General features: G+C 69.5%; 20 protein-coding genes. 7 read left to right on the top strand and 13 right to left on the bottom strand.

Annotation, left to right across the window (positions count from 1 at the left end; translation table 11 throughout):
- Positions 1 to 237: 237 nt before the first annotated feature.
- From IFU11_RS09560 to IFU11_RS09535, 6 genes are all read left to right on the top strand, one after another.
- Positions 238 to 696, top strand: a complete 459-nt coding sequence (locus IFU11_RS09560; protein WP_079001390.1) for an Asp23/Gls24 family envelope stress response protein — start codon at positions 238 to 240, stop codon at positions 694 to 696.
- A complete protein-coding gene (locus IFU11_RS09555) occupies positions 693 to 884 on the top strand; it encodes a DUF2273 domain-containing protein (RefSeq protein ID WP_056008790.1) in 192 nt (63 codons plus the stop codon). Before IFU11_RS09560 ends, IFU11_RS09555 begins: the two co-directional genes overlap by 4 nt.
- Positions 881 to 1,294 (top strand): hypothetical protein, encoded by a 414-nt coding sequence (locus IFU11_RS09550; RefSeq protein WP_192018792.1) that lies wholly within the window; start codon positions 881 to 883, stop codon positions 1,292 to 1,294. Before IFU11_RS09555 ends, IFU11_RS09550 begins: the two co-directional genes overlap by 4 nt.
- Positions 1,291 to 1,899 carry a DUF6286 domain-containing protein gene (locus IFU11_RS09545; protein WP_192018791.1) on the top strand — a complete coding sequence of 203 codons (609 nt, stop codon included), beginning with the start codon at positions 1,291 to 1,293 and terminating at the stop codon, positions 1,897 to 1,899. The genes IFU11_RS09550 and IFU11_RS09545 overlap by 4 nt, the downstream gene beginning before the upstream one ends.
- Positions 1,896 to 2,519 carry a hypothetical protein gene (locus IFU11_RS09540; protein ID WP_192018790.1) on the top strand — a complete coding sequence of 208 codons (624 nt, stop codon included), beginning with the start codon at positions 1,896 to 1,898 and terminating at the stop codon, positions 2,517 to 2,519. The genes IFU11_RS09545 and IFU11_RS09540 overlap by 4 nt, the downstream gene beginning before the upstream one ends.
- Before the next feature lie 151 nt (positions 2,520 to 2,670).
- Positions 2,671 to 2,889, top strand: a complete 219-nt coding sequence (locus tag IFU11_RS09535) for a hypothetical protein (RefSeq protein WP_064294172.1) — start codon at positions 2,671 to 2,673, stop codon at positions 2,887 to 2,889.
- A gap of 75 nt (positions 2,890 to 2,964) precedes the next feature.
- On the opposite strand, the gene IFU11_RS09530 is transcribed toward IFU11_RS09535, so the two are convergent.
- The 5 genes from IFU11_RS09530 to IFU11_RS09510 all read right to left on the bottom strand — a co-directional run bounded on the left by IFU11_RS09530 (position 2,965) and on the right by IFU11_RS09510 (position 8,382).
- Positions 2,965 to 3,741 carry an amino acid ABC transporter ATP-binding protein gene (locus tag IFU11_RS09530; protein ID WP_274598595.1) on the bottom strand — a complete coding sequence of 259 codons (777 nt, stop codon included), beginning with the start codon at positions 3,739 to 3,741 and terminating at the stop codon, positions 2,965 to 2,967.
- Positions 3,738 to 4,709, bottom strand: coding sequence for an amino acid ABC transporter permease (locus IFU11_RS09525; protein ID WP_079705041.1), 972 nt, complete (start codon positions 4,707 to 4,709; stop codon positions 3,738 to 3,740). Before IFU11_RS09525 ends, IFU11_RS09530 begins: the two co-directional genes overlap by 4 nt.
- A 2-nt stretch (positions 4,710 to 4,711) precedes the next feature.
- Complete coding sequence (locus IFU11_RS09520; protein ID WP_192018789.1) at positions 4,712 to 5,605, bottom strand: ABC transporter substrate-binding protein; 894 nt, start codon at positions 5,603 to 5,605, stop codon at positions 4,712 to 4,714.
- Position 5,606: 1 nt separating this feature from the next.
- Positions 5,607 to 7,310: an amidohydrolase gene (locus tag IFU11_RS09515; RefSeq protein ID WP_192018788.1), complete on the bottom strand. Its 1,704-nt coding sequence runs from the start codon at positions 7,308 to 7,310 to the stop codon at positions 5,607 to 5,609.
- Positions 7,311 to 7,524: 214 nt separating this feature from the next.
- Positions 7,525 to 8,382 (bottom strand): SDR family oxidoreductase, encoded by an 858-nt coding sequence (locus tag IFU11_RS09510; RefSeq protein ID WP_192018787.1) that lies wholly within the window; start codon positions 8,380 to 8,382, stop codon positions 7,525 to 7,527.
- A 116-nt stretch (positions 8,383 to 8,498) separates the two neighbouring features.
- Here IFU11_RS09510 and IFU11_RS09505 point away from each other — a divergent pair, with 116 nt between their 5' ends.
- Complete coding sequence (locus IFU11_RS09505) at positions 8,499 to 8,870, top strand: winged helix-turn-helix transcriptional regulator (RefSeq protein WP_064294176.1); 372 nt, start codon at positions 8,499 to 8,501, stop codon at positions 8,868 to 8,870.
- Here the strand turns inward: IFU11_RS09505 and IFU11_RS09500 are convergent.
- The 8 genes from IFU11_RS09500 to IFU11_RS09465 form a co-directional block, all read right to left on the bottom strand.
- On the bottom strand, positions 8,867 to 10,120 hold the full coding sequence (locus tag IFU11_RS09500; RefSeq protein WP_192018786.1) for a four-carbon acid sugar kinase family protein: 1,254 nt from the start codon (positions 10,118 to 10,120) through the stop codon (positions 8,867 to 8,869). The two genes, IFU11_RS09505 and IFU11_RS09500, sit on opposite strands and share 4 nt — an antisense overlap.
- 103 nt (positions 10,121 to 10,223) lie before the next feature.
- Positions 10,224 to 11,132, bottom strand: coding sequence for an NAD(P)-dependent oxidoreductase (locus IFU11_RS09495; protein WP_192018785.1), 909 nt, complete (start codon positions 11,130 to 11,132; stop codon positions 10,224 to 10,226).
- A 513-nt stretch (positions 11,133 to 11,645) separates the two neighbouring features.
- Positions 11,646 to 12,917: an HNH endonuclease signature motif containing protein gene (locus IFU11_RS09490; RefSeq protein ID WP_192018784.1), complete on the bottom strand. Its 1,272-nt coding sequence runs from the start codon at positions 12,915 to 12,917 to the stop codon at positions 11,646 to 11,648.
- 475 nt (positions 12,918 to 13,392) lie between these two features.
- Positions 13,393 to 14,100, bottom strand: a complete 708-nt coding sequence (locus IFU11_RS09485) for a FadR/GntR family transcriptional regulator (protein WP_192018783.1) — start codon at positions 14,098 to 14,100, stop codon at positions 13,393 to 13,395.
- 256 nt (positions 14,101 to 14,356) lie between these two features.
- Positions 14,357 to 15,058, bottom strand: a complete 702-nt coding sequence (gene purQ, locus IFU11_RS09480) for a phosphoribosylformylglycinamidine synthase subunit PurQ (RefSeq protein ID WP_137242334.1) — start codon at positions 15,056 to 15,058, stop codon at positions 14,357 to 14,359.
- Positions 15,055 to 15,315, bottom strand: a complete 261-nt coding sequence (gene purS / locus IFU11_RS09475; RefSeq protein ID WP_064294182.1) for a phosphoribosylformylglycinamidine synthase subunit PurS — start codon at positions 15,313 to 15,315, stop codon at positions 15,055 to 15,057. The genes purQ and purS overlap by 4 nt, the downstream gene beginning before the upstream one ends.
- A 105-nt stretch (positions 15,316 to 15,420) precedes the next feature.
- A complete protein-coding gene (locus IFU11_RS09470; protein ID WP_079705048.1) occupies positions 15,421 to 16,998 on the bottom strand; it encodes an APC family permease in 1,578 nt (525 codons plus the stop codon).
- The gene (locus tag IFU11_RS09465; RefSeq protein ID WP_192018782.1) at positions 16,995 to 17,891 is read right to left on the bottom strand and encodes a universal stress protein; all 897 of its coding nucleotides are present in this window, start codon (positions 17,889 to 17,891) and stop codon (positions 16,995 to 16,997) included. Before IFU11_RS09465 ends, IFU11_RS09470 begins: the two co-directional genes overlap by 4 nt.
- Between the last annotated feature and the right edge of the window lie 168 nt (positions 17,892 to 18,059).

Genomic DNA, 18,059 nt, shown 5'->3' with positions numbered 1-18,059 from the left:
GCAGGACTCCAAAGGAAGTGGTGGGATGCCGGACCCACCAATCTTAGCGGCGCGCGGCGACGAACAGATCCTCGGATGGGCGTCGGAGGCCGACGCCGATTCGTCACGGTGCGGTGCCGGATTCGAGGTCTCTTCACGAGCTTCGAGATCGACCGTGACGATCGGCGCGATGGTTGCGTCCTATCACCAACGAAGCGATCAACCGCTCGCTCGAGACGAACCAGGAAGGGCAACACCATGTCGAACACCACCAACTCCCCGAAGCCCACCGTCACGAAGGGTGTCGTCGGCGAGAACAACGCCGCCACGCAGACGAACACCCACGGCAAGACGGTCATCGACAACGGCGTGGTCGCGAAGATCGCCGGCATCGCGGCCCGCGAGGTCCGCGGCGTGCACGCCCTCGGTGGTGGCGCAGCCCGTGCCTTCGGTGCCATCCGCGACGCCATCGGCTCCTCCGACCTGTCGCAGGGCATCCGCGTCGAGGTCGGCGAGACCCAGGTCGCCGTCGACGTCGTGATCGTCGCCGACTACCCGGTGGACCTGCAGGCCGTCGCGAGCGAGGTCCGCGCCTCCATCATCCGCGCGATCGAGCAGTTCGTCGGCATGGAGGTCACCGAGGTCAACGTGACCGTCAGCGACGTCTTCATCCCGTCCGACGACGAGGACCAGAACGCCGAGGCGCGAGTCCAGTGACCGCCACCAACACCGGCATCCTGATCGGTGCCGTCCTCGCACTCAGCTGGGTGGCCTTCGGGTTCTGGGCGTTCGTGTTCGTCGCGGTCGCGATGGGGATCGGCGCCCTCGTGGCCCGCATCGTCACCGGCCAGACCGACCTGAACGCGATCGTCGACGCCGTCCGCGGGAAGCGCGTCTCGTCATGACCACCGCCGTCCTCGACCGGGGTGTCCCCTCGGTCGCCGAAGCTCCCGTCGTGCACCCGCACGGCGGGCCGGGCCGGACGCGGATCACCGCGAAGGCCCTCGAGCACGTCGCCGTGAACATCGCGGCCGAGTCGCTCGGGGTCCCGGCGGGACGCGTGAAGGTCGAGCTCGCCGACGACCGGGGCGCACTCGCGCTCATCGTCACCTCGCCGATGCGTGCGATCCCACTGTCACGCGTCTCGGCCACCCCCGACGCGCTCCAGCGCTCCGGGGGCTCCATCGTCGAGCGCGTGTCGGCCGCCACCGGTGCCATCGCTGCTCGCGTCGAGCAGTTGTCCGGTTCGAGCGTCTCGCGCGTCTCCATCCGCGTGAGCGGACTCGAGATCGACCAGGAAGGACGGGTCTCATGACCGCCACCGCAGCCACGACCCCGGTCGCCGGTCCGACGCGGGTGCTCCGGCGCCTGGCTCGCCGCGAACTGCACTCGCCGCGCTCGACCGCTGCGATCCTCCTCGCGGTCCTGCTCGTGCTCGTCGCGCTCTGGATCGCCGTGGAGACGGTGCTCGCCCTCATCGGCGTCCGGGCGCTCCTCGTCGCCCCGGGTGAGATCCCGGGAGCCGCGGCCAGCCTGCCGACGACGCAACCCGTCATCCTCGGTGTCGCGGGGGCACTCGTGCTCCTGCTCGGGGTGGTCCTCATCGGGATCGCGCTCGGACCGGGACGTCGGCACCGCCACCTGTTGTCGACCGGGCGCGTGCTCGCGGTCGTCGACGACGAGGTCATCGCGTCGGCCCTCGCGCAGCGCGCTTCGACGACGGCTGCCACGCATCCTGACGGCACCTCCGTGGCCGTCGGCCGGCGGAGCGCCGCGATCCGGATCACCCCCGCCAGCGGCATGCCCGTCGACCGGTCCGAGGTTGACCGCGCCGTCGCCGCAGACCTCGACGCGTTCGGCCTGCAGCCGTCGCTCCGGGCGACCACCTCCATCTCGTCGAACGGGAAGGTCGGACAGTGAACTCCACCAACCGCGGACTGAACCGTCTGCTCATCCTCCTCATCGGACTCGTGTTCGTCGTGCTCGGGGCGGCGGCGCTCGCCGTCGTCACCGTGCCCGTCGTCGCCGACTGGTGGCGCGACAACCGTGCCGCCGTGCTCGACACGATCGACGGCTGGTTCGCCTGGAACCCGTTCGCCGCTGCGCCAGGCGCGGACGCCGGACAGGCGGCCCCGATCCTCGTCCCGATCGCCGGGATCGTGTTGCTCGTGCTCGTCGCGGCCCTGCTCCTCTCGTTCGTCCTGCGCCAGGGGCGTGGCCGTTCCGGCGTCGTGCATCGCGCGACCGTCGAGCACGGCGACATCGTGCTCGAGACGGACGTGGCGGCCAACGCGCTCGGCGATGCGCTCGACGACACCGAAGCGTTCTCGTCGGTCCGGGTCTCCGCCTGGGACGTGAACCGGGCGCAGGCGCTCAAGGTCGCCGTCACCTGCCGGCGCGGCGTCTCGCCCCGCACGGCGGTGGAGACCGTCAGCACGGCGGTGGAGTCGCTCGACCGCCTGCTCGGCGTCGAGCTCCCCGTCCTCGTGGAGGTCGGTGGCGGCTTCCGCGCCGCCAAGCCGAAGCGCGTCCTCCAGTGACCGTCACTGATCCGGACGTGCCGGTGCAATTGCAAGCCCCCGTCCGAATCGGCTGATCCGCAGCCGCGCGTCGCAGAATGCCAGTGTCGCGGGATGAACCATCGGGACACATCAACGCCCCACGGCGATCCGTGGGAGAGGGAGCAACACCATGGGTAAGAAGATCCTCCTCATCATCGTCGGCCTCATCGCCTTCGGTGCCTACACGCTCGGCGCGAAGGCCGGACGCACCCGGTACCGCGAGATCAAGCACGCCGCAGAAGAGTTCTGGAACGACCCTCGCGTCGAGAAGGCGCGCAAGAAGGCCGTGAAGAACGCGAAGAAGGCCACGGCGAAGGCCCAGAAGGAAGTCCAGAAGAAGCTCCACTGAGCCCCTTCGCCCGCCCGTCCTCGGGTGGAACGCCGCCCGCTCGCCCCAGTCTGGGAGAGCGGGCGGCGTTCGTGCTCACAACACCTTCGACAGGAATGCGCGTGTCCTGGCGTGCTGCGGATTGGCGAGCACCTCGCGGGGCGCTCCCGTCTCCACGACGACGCCGCCGTCCATGAACACGAGCGAGTCGGCCACCTCTCGGGCGAACCCCATCTCGTGCGTCACGACGATCATGGTCATGCCGTCCTTCGCGAGCCCCTTCATGACGTCGAGGACCTCGCCGACCAGCTCCGGATCGAGCGCCGAGGTCGGCTCGTCGAACAGCATGAGCTTCGGATCCATCGCGAGGGCCCGCGCGATCGCGACCCGCTGCTGCTGACCACCCGACAGGTGGCCGGGGTACGCAGCCGCTTTGTCGCTCAGACCGACCCGGTCCAGGAGTTCCCGGCCGCGCTGCTCGGCGACCGCTCGCCGTTGGCCCTTCACCTGCATGGGCGCCTCGATGATGTTCTCGAGCGCCGTCATGTGGGGGAACAGGTTGAACCGCTGGAACACCATGCCGATGTCGCGCCGCTGCTTCGCCGCCTCCTTGGGCTTCAACTCGTAGAGCTTGTCGCCCCGCTCGCGGTATCCGATGAGGTCACCCTCGACGAGCAACCGTCCGCCGTCGACCCGCTCCAGGTGGTTGATGCAGCGCAGGAAGGTCGACTTACCGGAGCCCGACGGCCCGACCAGGCACATCACCTCGCCACGTCGCACCGTCAGGGAGATGTCCTTGAGCACCGTGTTCGAGCCGAAGGACTTCACCACGCCCTCGGCGCGGACCATGTCGGTCGTGTCCGTGATCGTCATCGTCGTTCTCCGCTCTCGCCGTCGGCGGGGCTCTGTTTCGCGCGCGCCTCCGCCTCCTGGACCTGGATGGCCTCGGTCGTGACCGGTGCCCCCGCGTCGATCCGGGTGAGCCCGCGCGCGAACCGCTTCTCCAGGAAGTACTGACCCACCATCAGGATCGAGGTGAACAGCAGGTACCAGAGCGACGCGACGATGAGCAACGGGATCGGGTTGAACGTCTCGGACGAGATGTCCCGCGACCTCGTGTAGAGCTCCTGCGTGAACGGGACGGCCGTCACGAGCGAGGTGGTCTTGAGCATCGAGATCACCTCGTTGCCGGTCGGCGGGATGATGATCCGCATCGACTGCGGCAGGATGACCCGCCGCATCGTCTGCGCCCAGCTCATCCCGAGCGCCGTCGACGCCTCCTCCTGTCCGCGGTCCACTGACAGCAGACCGGCGCGCACGATCTCCGACATGTAGGCGGCCTCGTTGAGTGCCAGCCCGATGACGGCGATCCAGAAGGTGTTCAGCGCAGCGTCCGTCGGCAGCTGCGCGATCGGCGGGAGGAACGGCAGGCCGATGTTGAGCGTCGGGTAGATCGTCGCGAGCAGGCCCCAGAAGACCAGCTGCACGTAGACCGGCGTCCCGCGGAACAGCCAGACGAAGCCCCATGCGATGGCCTTGAGCACCGGATTCGGTGACAGTCGCATGATCGCGAGCACGACGCCGAGGACGATGGCGCCGATCATCGAGTACACCGTCAGCTGCAGCGTGATGAGCGCTGCCATGGTGATCCGCCGGTCGAAGACGTACTTGCCGACGGCCGGCCAGTCGTACGCCGGTCGCGTCGCCGCGTCGACCACGAAGGCGACGAGCAAGAGCACGATGATGACGGCGAACACGTTCCGCCAGGGATGGCGGAGCTTGACGACCTTCAACGGCACCGGGGGCGCGGACGCCGTTCCGGTGGTTCTGGAGTCGCTCACGGTCAGCTCGTCGCGCCGTTGATGTCGATCTTGTCGATGGCGCCGGACTCGACGCCCCACTTGCTCAGGATCGAGCCGTAGGTGCCGTCGTCCATGAGGGACTGCAGGGCGGCCTGGAGGGCCTTGCCGAGGTCGCCGCGGTCCTTCGCGATCGGCATGCCGTAGAGGAACGTGGAGTAGACGTCGCCGGAGAGTTCGAGCTTCCCGTCGCTCTGCTGCACGGCGTACTGCACGACCGGGGAGTCGGCGGTCATCGCGTCGGCGCGGCCGAGCGTGACCGCTGCCGTCGCCTCGTCCTGCGTGTCGTAGCCGAGGGCCTCGATCGCGGGCTTGCCGGCGTCCGTGCAGGCCTGCGACTTGGCGGGGACGTCGTCGAGGGCCTCCGTCGTGCCGTTCTGGACGGCGACCTTCAGCCCACAGGCGTTGTCGGGGTCGACGGACTTGCCCGCGAGGGTCGCCCACTGGATCCCGGCCGTGAAGTAGTCGACCATGTCGACCTGCTGCTGGCGCTCCTTGGTGTCGAAGAAGGACGACAGCCCGACGTCGTACTTGCCACCGGTGATGCTCGGGATGATGTTGTCGAACTTCGCCACCTGGTAGTCGGTGGTGAGGCCGAGCTTGCCGGCCATCGCGTCGGCGAGCTCGATCTCCCACCCGATCGGGTCGCCGTTCGCGTCCTTGAACTCGTTGGGCGCGTAGGTCGCGTCGGTGCCGAGGATGAGCTTGCCGGCCTGACGGATGTCGTCGGGGAGCAGGGCCTCGGCGGCCTTGTCTACGGTCACCGCGGCCGCTGAGCCGGTGGCGTCCGGTGTGGCGACCTCGTTGTTGACGCAGCCGGTGAGCAGCAGCGCGGCGGCGGCCGTGAGTGCGGCCGGGAGCAGGTATCGGTTCTTCATGTCAGGTTCCTTGCTCGGTTGATGTGGTGGTGGAGGTGAAGACGCGGCGTCCGGCGATCCAGGTCCCGACGGTCCTGGTGTGCGCGATCTCGGTGGTGGGGCCGGCGAACGGGTCACGATCGACGAGGACGAGGTCTGCGACGGCGCCGACCTCGATCACTCCGGTGTCGTCGCGGTGGTCGATCCGGTTGGACCCGTGCGTGTACGCGCCGATCGCCGCTCCGAGCGTCAGCGACTGGCCGGGGTTCAGTGGTTCGGGGTGGTGGTCGGGATCGTCGGCCGGGAGCGTCCGGTTGACGGCCACATGCAGGGCCTGCCACGGGTCGGGGGTCGTGACGGGCCAGTCCGATCCGGCGCAGAGCAGGGTGCCGAGTCGTGCCGCATCGCCGAACGGATACTGCCAGGAGGCGCGTTCGTCGCCGAGCAGGGGCAGGTTCAGCTCGAGCATCTGAGGCTCCCACGTGGCCCAGAGCGCCTGCATGTTCATCGTGACGCCGAGTCGGGCGAACCGCGGCAGGTCGTCGGGATGGACGATCTGCACGTGCGCGATGTGATGCCGGTTGTCGCTCTCGCCGTTGCGCTCCCGCGCTGCCTCCAGGGCGTCGAGGCACTCGCGGACCGCCCGGTCGCCGATCGCGTGGAAGTGGACCTGGAACCCCGCGGCGTCGAGTCTCGTGACCGCCTCGATGAGGATGGCGGGCTCCAGGAAGGAGATGCCGTGCTCGGGCGCGGTGTCACCGCAGTGGCAGGTGCGGAGGTAGGGGTCGATCATCGCCGCGGTGCGGTTCTCGGGGATGCCGTCCTGCATGATCTTGACGGTGCCCGCGGTGAAGCGCCCGGTCGTCGTCCCGAGGGCTGCGGCGCGGCGTGCGATCGCGGCGCGGCGTGCAACGAGGTCGTCGATCTGCTCGAGCCCACTATCCCGGTCCCACCAGAGCGCCCCCACGACGTCGCTGGTGAGCGACCCGTCCGCCATCGCCTGCAGGTAGGCGTCGCTCGTGTCGGTGTGGCTGCCATAGTCGCCGACGATCGCGTCCTGCCAGCCGGTGACGCCGAAGCTGTGGAGGGTCTGCTGGGCTGCGACGAGGGCGGCCGCGACGTCCTCGTCGGTGTCGACGGGGACGAACCGGGACACGAGCGAGCGGGCACCCTCGTGGAGCATGCCGTTCGGGGTGCCGTTCGCGTCCCGCTCGATCCGGCCGTCGGCGGGGTCCGGTGTGGTGTGGTCGATGCCGGCGAGACGGAGTGCCTCGGTGTTCACCCAGGCTCCGTGGTGGTCGCGGTTCTGGAGGAAGACGGGCCGGTCCGGCACCACTCGGTCGAGGTCCGCGGCGAGCGGGGTGCCGCCGGGGAAGGCGGCCTGTTGCCAGCCGCCGCCGACGATCCACGGGCGCTCGGGGTGGGCCTCGGCGTAGGCGGCGATCGTGGCGAGGTACCCCTCGGGTGTGCGCTCGGCCGACAGGTCGCACGCGAGCTGTTCGAGTCCGGCCTCGACGGGGTGGACGTGCGCGTCGACGAAGCCGGGGAGCAGGAGACCGCCTCGGAGGTCCACGATCTCGGTGTCGGGACCGATCGCCGCGTGTGCATCGGCGTCGAGGGCGACGATCCGGCCGTCGGAGACGGCGACGGCTCCGGTCTGCGGCGTGAGCAGGGCGTTCCGGAAGACGGTGCCTCCGGTGAAGACCGTGTCCGCGTTGCTCGTCATATCACCTGCTCGAAGCGTCGGTGGTGCCGTCTGGCCGGCGCGTCATCCTCGGCGCGCTAGCGGTATCGAGAGCATAACCCGGATCGAGGTGACGGATTCGTGCGTCTGATCGCGTTTCTGCAACGGAATCCTTCAGTCGGAGCCTCAGCGCACGCGAACGGGCCCGAAGCAAGCGCTCCGGGCCCGGCTGATTGCAGGAGGTGTGGACGGCGGCTCAGGCGACGAGCGTGCGCAGCCCGTCGACCAGGGGCGTCGTCGGACGCCCGATGAGGCGACCGAGGTCGCCGCTCGTGTCGGCGAGGAGCCCGTCACGGGTGTTGCCGTCGAGGGCGACGACGAATCCCGCGGTGCCCTCGTCGAGACCGGCGGCCAGCAGCGCCTTCAGGTGGTCCTCAGGGGAGAGGTCCTGGTACACGACCTCGCGGCCGACGACCTCGCCGATCGCCTGCGCCAGCTCGGGGTGCGACCACGCGACGTCGCCGGCGAGCTCGTAGGCCTTGCCCTCGTGGCCCTCGGTGGTGAGGACGACGGCGGCCGCCTCCGCGTAGTCGGTGCGCGACGCGCTCGACACGAGACCGTCGCCGACGCTCCCGACGAACGATCCGGTCGCCTTGGCCTGGTCGACGGACTGGCCGTAGTTCTCGGTGTACCAGCCGTTGCGGAGGATGGTGAACGGGAGGCCGGACGCGTGGATGAGCTCCTCGGTTGCCTTGTGCTCGGGGGCGAGGATCAGCGGGGAGGTGTCGGCCCGGAGCGCGCTCGTGTAGACGAGGCGGGCGACGCCGGCGCGCTTGGCGGCGTCGATGACCGCGGCGTGCTGGGCGACGCGCTGGCCGACCTCGCTGCTGGAGACGAGCAGGACCGTGTCGCCGGACTCGAGGGCGGCGTCGAGGGTGGCCGGGTCGGCGAAGTCGACCTTCGCGGTGCGGACGCCCTGTGCGGCGAGATCGGCGAGCGCCTCGGTCCGGCGGCCGGTGGCGACGATGGTGGCGGGGTCGGTGCCGCGGGCGAGCAGGTGCTCGACGACGAGGTGGCCGAGCTGGCCGGTGGCTCCGGTGACGACGAGAGACATGTGAGGGTCCTTTCGATGGGGTTCGCTGAGGAGGAACCCGCTTCCGATCACATTACTTCCCGATCTGCAGTACCCACTTTGAGGTAAGCTACTGTCCGATAAGTAAGGAATGAGTCATGACAAGCGTAGACACGCAGCTGGGAAGACGCCCCGGATTCACCGACGGCATCCTGCCTGCCGCCTGCCCCTCGCGCACGGTGCTCGACCACGTGACCAGCAAGTGGGGCGTCCTCGTCCTCCTGGCGCTGTCCGACGGCACTCATCGCTGGGGTGAGCTGCGACGCGTGGTCCAGGGCATCAGCGAGAAGATGCTGGCCCAGACGCTCCGCACGCTCGAGGAGGACGGACTCGTCGTCCGCGTCGCGCACCCCGAGATCCCGCCCCGTGTCGAGTACAGCCTGAGCGACCGGGGTCGCGACCTCAACGAGCACCTGATGCCCTTGATGGCGTGGATCGACCACAACGCGTCTGAGATCCTCGGGCGCTAGGCGGTCCGGCCGAGCGCTGCAAGGACGTCCACGAGCGTCGACGGGTCGCCGACGTTCCCCGGGACGACCACGTAGAGCTTCTCCTCGTCCTCGGGTGTCACCACGCTCCACACCGAGACCCCTGGCAGCACCTGCCCGAGGACGCGTGCGCGCCTGGCGCCGAGTCCGACCCGGGCGACCTCGGCGGAGGTGATGCCGCCCTTCGACACGACGACCTCCACCGATCGTCGGAGCGCAGCGGTCGCCGACGTCAGTGCGATCATCACCCGCTCGCCGTGGTCGAGCGTGTTGTGCGAGGCGTCCCGTTCCCGCTCGGACGAGATCGCGGCGAACCCCGTCGCGGTGAGTCTCGCTCGAGCGGCCTCCGCCACGGCCCGCCCGGTGGCGGCGGCATCCTGGAGGGCGTCGCTCGTCGGGACGATCTCGGCGGGGCCGAACGCCGCCTCGACGGGCGCGAGCTGTCGCGTCGCACCGATGGTGTGGGAGCCGCAGACGAGGAGCGCGGCGACCGGCTTCGCGACGAGCGGCGAGGGGAGGAGGCCGTCGCTCTCGACGCCCGCGATGGCCGCGGCGAGGGGTGACGCTGACCGGACGACCACGTCGGCTCCGTCGGCCCAGGCCGCCGTGATGGCCTGCGCGATGATCCGGACGTCGTCTCCCGTCTCCGCGTCCGGAAGGAGAACGGTTCCGGGAACGGCATCGCGGAGAGCTGCACGGAACTCGGCGGCGCCGTCGCGGAGACCCGCCAGACCGAAGTGGGCGGTCTCCCGCCCGGACTGTTCGCGCACGTAGTCCGGCAGGTGTCCCGAGCGGAACGGGAACACGGGGTCCTGGGCGTACTCCGTCTCGTGGGCCGGCAGCGTCTCGTCACCGATCCGGACGTAGTGGGTGCCGTCGATCGTCGTCCGACCGCCCTCCGGGAAAGCCGGGACGAACACGATGACGCTGCGCTCCCCGGTGAAGACGGCGGTCTCGGGGAACACGTGCCCGCGCAGGGTCGAGTCGCCTCGGAGGACGACGTGGATGCGTTCTCCGAGACGACGGCCGGCCTCCGCCGCCTGCTCGCGGGTGCGTTCCAGGAGCGCGACGGCCTGGTCCTCCGGGACGGCGCGGGTGTTGGTGAGCAGGTAGACCGCGTCGGCTCCTCCGAGGGCCTGCTCGATGAGGTCGGCGTCCCACTCCAGTAGGACGTCGACGCCCGTGGCCGACTGCGTGCCGGTGGGGTCGTCGTCGAGGATGAGGGTCTTCATGCGTTGGTCCCCTGGGTGGTGGAACGTGCGGCTCCGAGGGGCTGGGGCGTCATGCGTGGGGCTCCTGGGCGGTGCGACGTGCCGTCGTCGAGGATGAGGGTCTTCATGCGTTGGTCTCCTGGCGGGGGTGGCCGGCATCCTGGTAGGTCTCGATCACTCGCGAGTCGTCGCGTGCGCCGAGGCCGGACGCTGCAGCGGTGAGGAAGCGTTCGCGCGCCGCATCGAGGACGGGGGTCGCGGCTCCGGCGGCGCTCGCCGCATCGGCGACGAGGCCGGTGTCCTTGACGAAGATGTCGACGCGGCTCATCACCGGGGCATCGGTGTCCTGCAGCATGCGGGGTCCGCGGTCGGACAGCATCCAGGACGCGGCTGCACCGGACTCGACGAGGGGGAGGACGGCCGCCGGGTCGAGGCCGAGCGAGGACGCGAGGGCGAGGGCTTCGGCGGCAGCGGCGATGTGCACCGCGCAGAGGTGCTGGTTGACGACCTTGATCGCCTGGCCGTCGCCGATGGCTTCGCCGACGATCCTGGCTGTGCCGAGGGCGGCGAGCGGCTCCGTTGCGGCCGCGGTGGCGGCGGGGGATCCGGAAACGAACATGGTGAGCTCGCCGGTGCTGGCGCGTGCCACGCCGCCGGTGACCGGGGCGTCGACGACCGCTGCTCCCGCGGCTTCGAGACGGGCAGCCTGCTCGACGACGGAGGCGGGGCCGACGGTGCTCATGATGATCCAGGTCTGGCCGGCGGGATCGGTGTCGGCGAGGGCGAGGGTGACGAGTTCGGCGAGCTGGTCGGGCGTCGCGACCATGACCACGACGGTGTCGGCCTGCGGCGCCTCGGTGATCGACTCGACCGCGCTGATGCCGGCGGCGTCCGCGCGTTCCCGTGCGGCGGGGAAGGGGTCGACGCCCGTGACCCGGTGGCCGGCCGCGGCGAGCTGGGTGGCCATCGGCAGGCCGATCGCGCCGATGCCGACGAAGGTGATGGTGTGTGCGGGCTGTGGCGTCGATGCCATGGCGTCCTCCGGTGGATTGGTTGGACCAATCGTAACCGCGGATGTCGACGCGGGCAAGCGCCCGGTGGTGGGCGCCCGGTCGCTCGTCGAGAGGCCCAGGGACCGCGGTATTCGGGGCAGGCCTCTTCCGGTCACTGAGCTTGTCGAAGTGCCCAGGAGGCACCCTTCGACACGTCGACAAGCTCAGTGCGGCGCAGCTCAGAGATCGAGGGTGATTCGGGCGACTCTGGCCCGTTGACCGAGGTGGCGGCGGCTCGGCTGCCCTTCGACAGGCTCAGGGGCCGAAACGGTTCGGGCACACTTCTGCCGGTCACTGAGCTTGTCGAAGTGCCCACGGGGACTCTTCATCGTTCCAGGCACACCTCTCCCGGTCACTGAGCTTGTCGAAGTGCCCACGAAGAACCTATCGACTGGCTCGGGTACCGAATCGGTTCCGGGTACACCTCTCCCGGTCACTGAGCTTGTCGAAGTGCCCACGAAGAACCCTTCGACAGGCTCAGGGACCGGCGGGGGTTAGAACGGTGCGGGGTCCGGTTCGGTCCGGTGGTGTTTCCCGTCAGGTGTCGTCCACTCGAGTACCCCGCCCGGCTGGTGGTCGAGGTTCCAGCCGGGGAGGTGCTTCATCCGGTGGTGATGTCGACAGAGGCAGGCGAGATTCCCGACATCTGTCGTCCCGCCGTCGTCCCAGGCGACCGAATGATCGAGGTCACATGCTCTGGCGCGCCTGCCGCAGCCCGGTGCCCGACATGTGCCGTCCCGGAGGCGCACGGCCCGTTGCAGGTCGGCCGGAACGCGGTACTGGCCCCGCCCGACCGACAAGATCGTGCCGGTCTCGGGTTGGACGAGTATCCGGGTGAAGCTGGGTGCGTTCACTGCGATACGTGCAGCGGTCTCGGGGTCGATAGGACCGTAGCCATCGAGCATGCCGGGTGCGTCGGAGACTCCGGCCATCGTGAGCGCCGGGACCGTGATCTGCACGGTTGGCTTGATGTGCTCCTGCACCTCGATCGGGTGCGGAAGGACCGAGCTCGAAATCACGTCTTCCGGCGTGACGCCGGTGAGCGCGAGCGCCGCCAGGGCGTCCGCCTGCAGCTGGGCGCACGTGCGAGTGTCACCCGCATTGCGCGACTCCGCTGCCGCGGCCTCGACGCGCTCGATGATGCCCTGCGCGATGGGTGCCGTCGTGAACAAGTGCACCCACGCCATGCCGTCGGCTGCGGGCTCGAACTCCACCCGGCGGTCGGCCTCTGAGCGGACCGCGCGGGCGGTGATGGATTCCGGGTGGAGGCGCTCGCGCAGGACGCGGGCGCGCCTGCGGAGGTTCGCGTTGGTGGACTCTTCCGCAACCGGCAGGACCTCAGCGAGGAACACCGCCCGCCCTGCGGTCGGCACATCACTGAGTTGATCGATGATCGTCTGCGCGTGCCGCGCCGAGATGCGGCCGGCTTCGAGCGAGGCCAGCACGGCCGGTGCGTCGTTGACGAGCCGTTCCGCGTCGTTCGTCGCCCGCTGAACGGTCAGCTCGGGGGTGCGCGTCGCCATCGCGAGGGCTGCGCAGGTCGATCGGCGGGAGAGCGCCTGCCGTTCAGCCGGCGGGAAGATCGCCGGAACCGTGACGTCTGCGAAGGCGTCCGCGTAAGCGGCAGAGCGAGCAAGCAGCCTGGCCTCCTCGGCGTCCAAAGCAGCACGCCGCCGCTGGATGTCCGCGTAATGGTCCGAGAACTCCGCAAGGTGCGCGGCGTACTCGTCGCTCGCGCGGATCGCGGCGGAGGTGGTCTCGGTCATGGAACCAGTCCACCATGGACCACTGACATTCCAGATGCTGAGTCGGCCCGGTTGTGGAAGTGTCCCCGTGGGCCCTTCGACAGGCTCAGGGAGCGGAGGAGACATGCCGGATTCGCGGGGTTCTCCCGTGGGCCCTTCGACAAGCTCAGGGACCGGAGGGGGGCCCTCGGAGACCGGAGTGAGTGCGGGTGCACCTCTTCCGGTCACTGAGCTTGTCGAAGTGCTATGAGTGCCCTTCGACAGGCTCAGGGACCGAAGAGGGTTGCTCAGGGACCGGAGAGGGTTGCTCAGGGACCGGAGAGGGTTGCTCAGGGAACGGAAGGTGCGTTGCGGGGCTCGCGGGGTTCCATCGTGGGCCCGTCGACGGGCTCCGGGACCGGAGGGGCATTGCCGGGTTCGGCGGGCGTTCCGTGGGCCCCTCGACAAGCTCAGGGAGCGGTTGAGGTTGCCCGGACGGGGTCGGGGCCGGGACGAGTCAGTTCGCGCCGTCGTCGGCTTCGAGCTGCAACCAGTCCTCGAAGTGCTGGCGCATCGCGCGTCGGGCGGCCTCGGCGTCTCGAGCTGCCAGGGCGTCGACGACGGCGTAGTGCACGCTGTCGGTCCGCCGGACGCCTCGCTCGTCCGGCTGCTCCACCTCGATCGCGCGGAGTCGACGCTGCCGGATCGTCTCGCGCAGCACGTGACTGAAGCCCTCGTGCATGAGTCGGAAGATCGGGTCGTCGACGATGGCGTTCAGTCGGCTGTGGAAGTCGACGTCGGCCTCGAGCGCCGCATCGTGATCCCCGGCGAGTGTCGCGGCGATCATGCGGTCGACGTCGTCGCGCAGCACCGCGACCGCTTCGTCGGTGACGAGCCCGGCCGCCGCCTCGGCGACGGTCTCCTCCAGCATCATGCGCGAGCGGGCGAACTGGTCGTCGGACAGGTAGCCCAGCTGACGGGAGATGGTGAACCAACTGCGGACGAAGTCGTCGCCCGGAGCGTCGATGGAGGTGCCCCGACCCTGGGTGCGGTGGAGGAAGCCGAGCCGTTCGAGGACTGCGAGCTGTTCGCGAAGGGCGCCGCGGCTCATCTGCAGTGCCTCGCCGAGCTCGCGTTCCGGAGGCAGGCGCCGCGCGGTGGTGCCGGGCTCCGGCGTGGCCAGTTCGACGAGCCTCGCCACGAGCGCCTCGAGCGGCTCCGCCATGCTGCCCCCTCGATTGGTCCGACCAGTGTCGATGGTAGCCGGTGGTGCGGGCCGCCCTTCGACAAGCTCAGGGACCGGATTGGGGCTCGGGGACCGGATTGGGGCTCGGGGACCGGGGTGGTAGGGATCAGGGACCGGGGTGGGGCTCAGGGACCGGGCGGCACTCAGGGACCTGGGCGGCGCTTCGGGATCCCTCCACCGACGCAACACGCCCGCCCCGACGGATCGGGACGGGCGTGGAGACGAGGTGTGTTGGCTAGACCGCCTGGAGCGCCTGCACGGCGCTCGTGAAGAAGGCGAGACCGTCGACACCGGAGCGCATGGCGAGCGGGGTGTCGGGACCGAAGCCCGGCTCGATCGCGTGCTCGGGGTGCGGCATGAGCCCGACGACGTTGCCAGCGGGGTTCGTGAGGCCGGCGATGTCGTCGAGCGAACCGTTCGGGTTCACGCCCGCGTAGCGGAAGGCGACCAGGCCCTCGCCCTCGACGCGTGCCAGAGTCTCGGCGTCGGCGATGTAGCCGCCGTCGGCGTTCTTGAGCGGGATGGTGATCTCCTGCCCCTTCGAGAACTGGTGGGTCCAGGCGGTGTCGGCGTTCTCGACCGTGAGCAGCTGGTCGCGACGGATGAACTGCTGGTGGGCGTTCCGGATGAGGCCGCCGGGCAGCAGGTGCGCCTCGACGAGCATCTGGAAGCCGTTGCAGATCCCGAGGATCGGCATGCCCTTGCCGGCGGCGTCCTTCAGCTCGGTCATGATCGGCGAGACCGCGGCGATCGCGCCGGCGCGGAGGTAGTCGCCATAGCTGAAGCCACCCGGCAGGATGACGGCGTCGACACCCTGGAGGTCGTGGTCGCCGTGCCAGAGCGCGACGGCCTCGGCACCCGCCATGCGGACCGCGCGCTGGGCGTCGCGGTCGTCGAGCGAACCGGGGAAGGTGATGACACCGATACGGGTCGTCATGCCTCGGAGCCCTCGGGGTAGTGGATGGCCACGACGTCCTCGATCACGGCGTTCGAGAGGATGTCGTCGGCGATCTGCTGCACCGTGGCGCGCGTGGCGTCGGTGATGGGGCCGTCGACCGTGAGCTCGAAGCGCTTGCCGATGCGGACATCGGTGAACTCGCTCTTGCCGAGACGCGCGAGGGCGCCGGCGACGGCCTTGCCCTGGGGGTCCAGCAGTTCGGCTTTCGGCATGACTTCTACGACGATGGTCGGCACGGAGGTCTCTTTCGTTGCGACGCGGCGGGGATGCGAACAGTCTAGCGCCGAGCGCACGACGCCCGTCCGACGGCGGTGCGTCGGACGGGCGTCGAGGTCATCGGGTCATTCGGGGAGGGCGGCGTCCGCTTCGTTCGCGTCGCCGGCGATGCCGCGGGCGAGCGTCTTGTTGCGGAAGAAGTCCGGTCGGAGCTTCGCCTGGATGAGCATGATGACGATGCCCGCCACGATGATGATCATGCCGAGGATGAACACGAGCCCGACACCGCCGATGTTCGAGCCGCTGCCGTAGTCGGGGTCCGCGCTCTCGATGATCGTGGTGAAGAAGAGCACGCCCAGGATGAGACCGCCGACGAGCGGGGAGAAGAACTGGAAGAAGAAGTTCCGTGCGCTCGAGAACCACTGCTTCCGGAAGTACCAGACGCACGCGAACGCCGTCAGGCCGTAGTAGAAGCAGATCATCATGCCGAGGGTCGTGATCGTGTCCCAGAGCACGTCCTCGGAGATGAAGCGCATGACCGCGTAGAACACCGACGCGACGACACTCGAGACGATCGTCGCGTAGCCGGGCGTGAAGAACTTCGGGTGCACCTTCGAGAACTTCGGCGACAGCGCGCCGTAGTGCCCCATCGCGAGCAGGGTCCGAGCGGGGGAGACGAACGTCGACTGCAGCGAGGCGGCCGAGGACGACAGCACCGCGATCGACACGAGGATCGCGAGCGGACCGAGGATGGGCCCCGCGAGCGAGAAGAACACGTTGCCCTGGATGTCCTCGTTGCCGAGCCCGAACTCGCCGTCGCCGACGCCCGCGTAGTTGATGAGCGCGACCGACAGGAACAGGTAGAGGACGACGATGATGACGACCGTGGCCGTGGCGGCCTTGCCTGGCGTCGAGCTCGACCCCTTCGTCTCCTCGCTCATCGTCAGCGTGACGTCCCAACCCCAGAAGATGAAGATGGAGAGCGAGAGGCCGGCGGCGAAGGCGCTGAACGACCCGACGGCGAACGGGTTGAACCAGTCGAGCGAGATCGGGAGGGCGTCGAACGCGTCACCGCCCGCGACGTGCGCGAAGGCGACGATGCCGAACAGCACCATCACGAGCAACTGGAAGCCCACGAGCACGTACTGCAGCTTCTGCGTCGTCTGCATGTCGCGGTAGGAGATGAGCGTCGCCCCGAGCATGAACGCCAGACAGGTGATGACGTTGATGAACGGGTTCGACGTGAGGCCGGCGATGTCGGGGTTCTGGAAGATCTGCGACAGCATCAGGTAGAAGAAGTCGACCGCGATGCCCGCGAGGTTCGAGAGCACGACGATGGTCGCGGCGATGAGGCCCCAACCGGCCATCCAACCGACCCACGGGCCGAACGCGCGCGTCGCCCAGGTGAACGAGGTGCCGGAGTCCGGCATGCGGCTGTTGAGCTCCCGGTAGCCGAAGGCGACGAGCAGCATCGGGATGAAGCCGACGAGGAAGATGGCCGGCACGTGGGTGCCGACCTCCGCGACGGTCGGACCGAGGGCGCCGGTCAGCGTGTACGCCGGGGCGATGCACGAGATGCCGATGACGATCGCGCCGACGAGGCCGACGGTGCCGGCGCCGAGGCCCTTCTTGGAGAGGGCGCCCGTCGCGGTGGTCTCGGGGTGGGCGACGTCGCGCGGGGGAGTGGTTTCGGGAGGAGTCATGTCGGGTCTCCGAGGGTCAGCACGGAGTCGCGGGGCACGACCACCATGGGTACGGGGAGCTCACGCAGCATCTTCGCTGCCGTGGAGCCGAGGAAGAGGTGCTTCGGGGTGGCGAGTCGGCTGGAACCGACGAGCACGATCTCCGCGGGCTTCCACTCGAGGTGCGAGACGGCGTCCTCGATGCGGGTGCCCGAGGCGATCTCGGTGGTCACGTCGATGTCCTTCGGCAGATGCTCGGTCGCGTAGGCGAGGACTTCCGCCGCGTGCGACTCGGCCCGGGCGGTCGCCTCGGGGTGCTCGGCGCCCTCGGGCTGGTCGAGCGCGACGAGCGAGACCAGGCGGAGCGGGATGACCGCGTTCTTGGCGACGACGATCGCCGCGTCCAGTAGCTGGTGCGCGCCGGCACGGGTGCCGATCGCGCAGGTGATCCGGCTGACCGTGCCGCCGGTGGGCTGCGCTTCGAGGAGGTCGCGGCTGCCGACCGGAGCGAGGGCGACCGGGACGACCGCCGAGTGCAGGAGCGTGTTCGCGACGCTGCCGAGCGTGAACCGGCCGAGGAGTCCGCCGCGCGCCGCACCGATGATGATGAGCCCGCCCTCGAGGATGCGGGAGGCCTCCAAGAGGCCCTCCGCGAACGACTCGTCGTACACGAGGTGCGTCTTGGCCGTGATGTCGGCTGGGACCGCGTCGAGCGCCTCGGCGAGCCAGCGTTCGGCCGTCTCACGGAGGAACCGCTCGTACCCGGGATCGGCCGGGGTGATCGTCGGGCGTTCCTCGTTCGCGAGCACGAGGACGATGTCGAGCCGGGCTCCGGTGGTCCGAGCGATCCGGATGCCGAGCGCGAGCGCGTCGCGTCCTGCCGGCGTATCGGTGTAGCCAACGATGTATCTCATCTGGTGTTCGCTTTCGATCGGGTGCGAAGGTGCCGGACTGCACGGCGGTGTGCGGGTGTTTCGTTGGTGCAGGGTATCGACGGGGGTGGCCCTTCGACAAGCTCAGGGACCGGAGGCGGTGGGCGAGGAGCGGAGCGCCCTTCGACACGCGGTTCCTGAGCTTGTCGA

Source organism: Plantibacter sp. CFBP 8804, from assembly GCF_014841225.1.
Classification (GTDB): Bacteria; Actinomycetota; Actinomycetes; order Actinomycetales; family Microbacteriaceae; genus Plantibacter; species Plantibacter auratus.
Note: the sequence above shows the minus strand (reverse complement) of the source record. Positions and strands in the feature narration are given on the sequence as shown.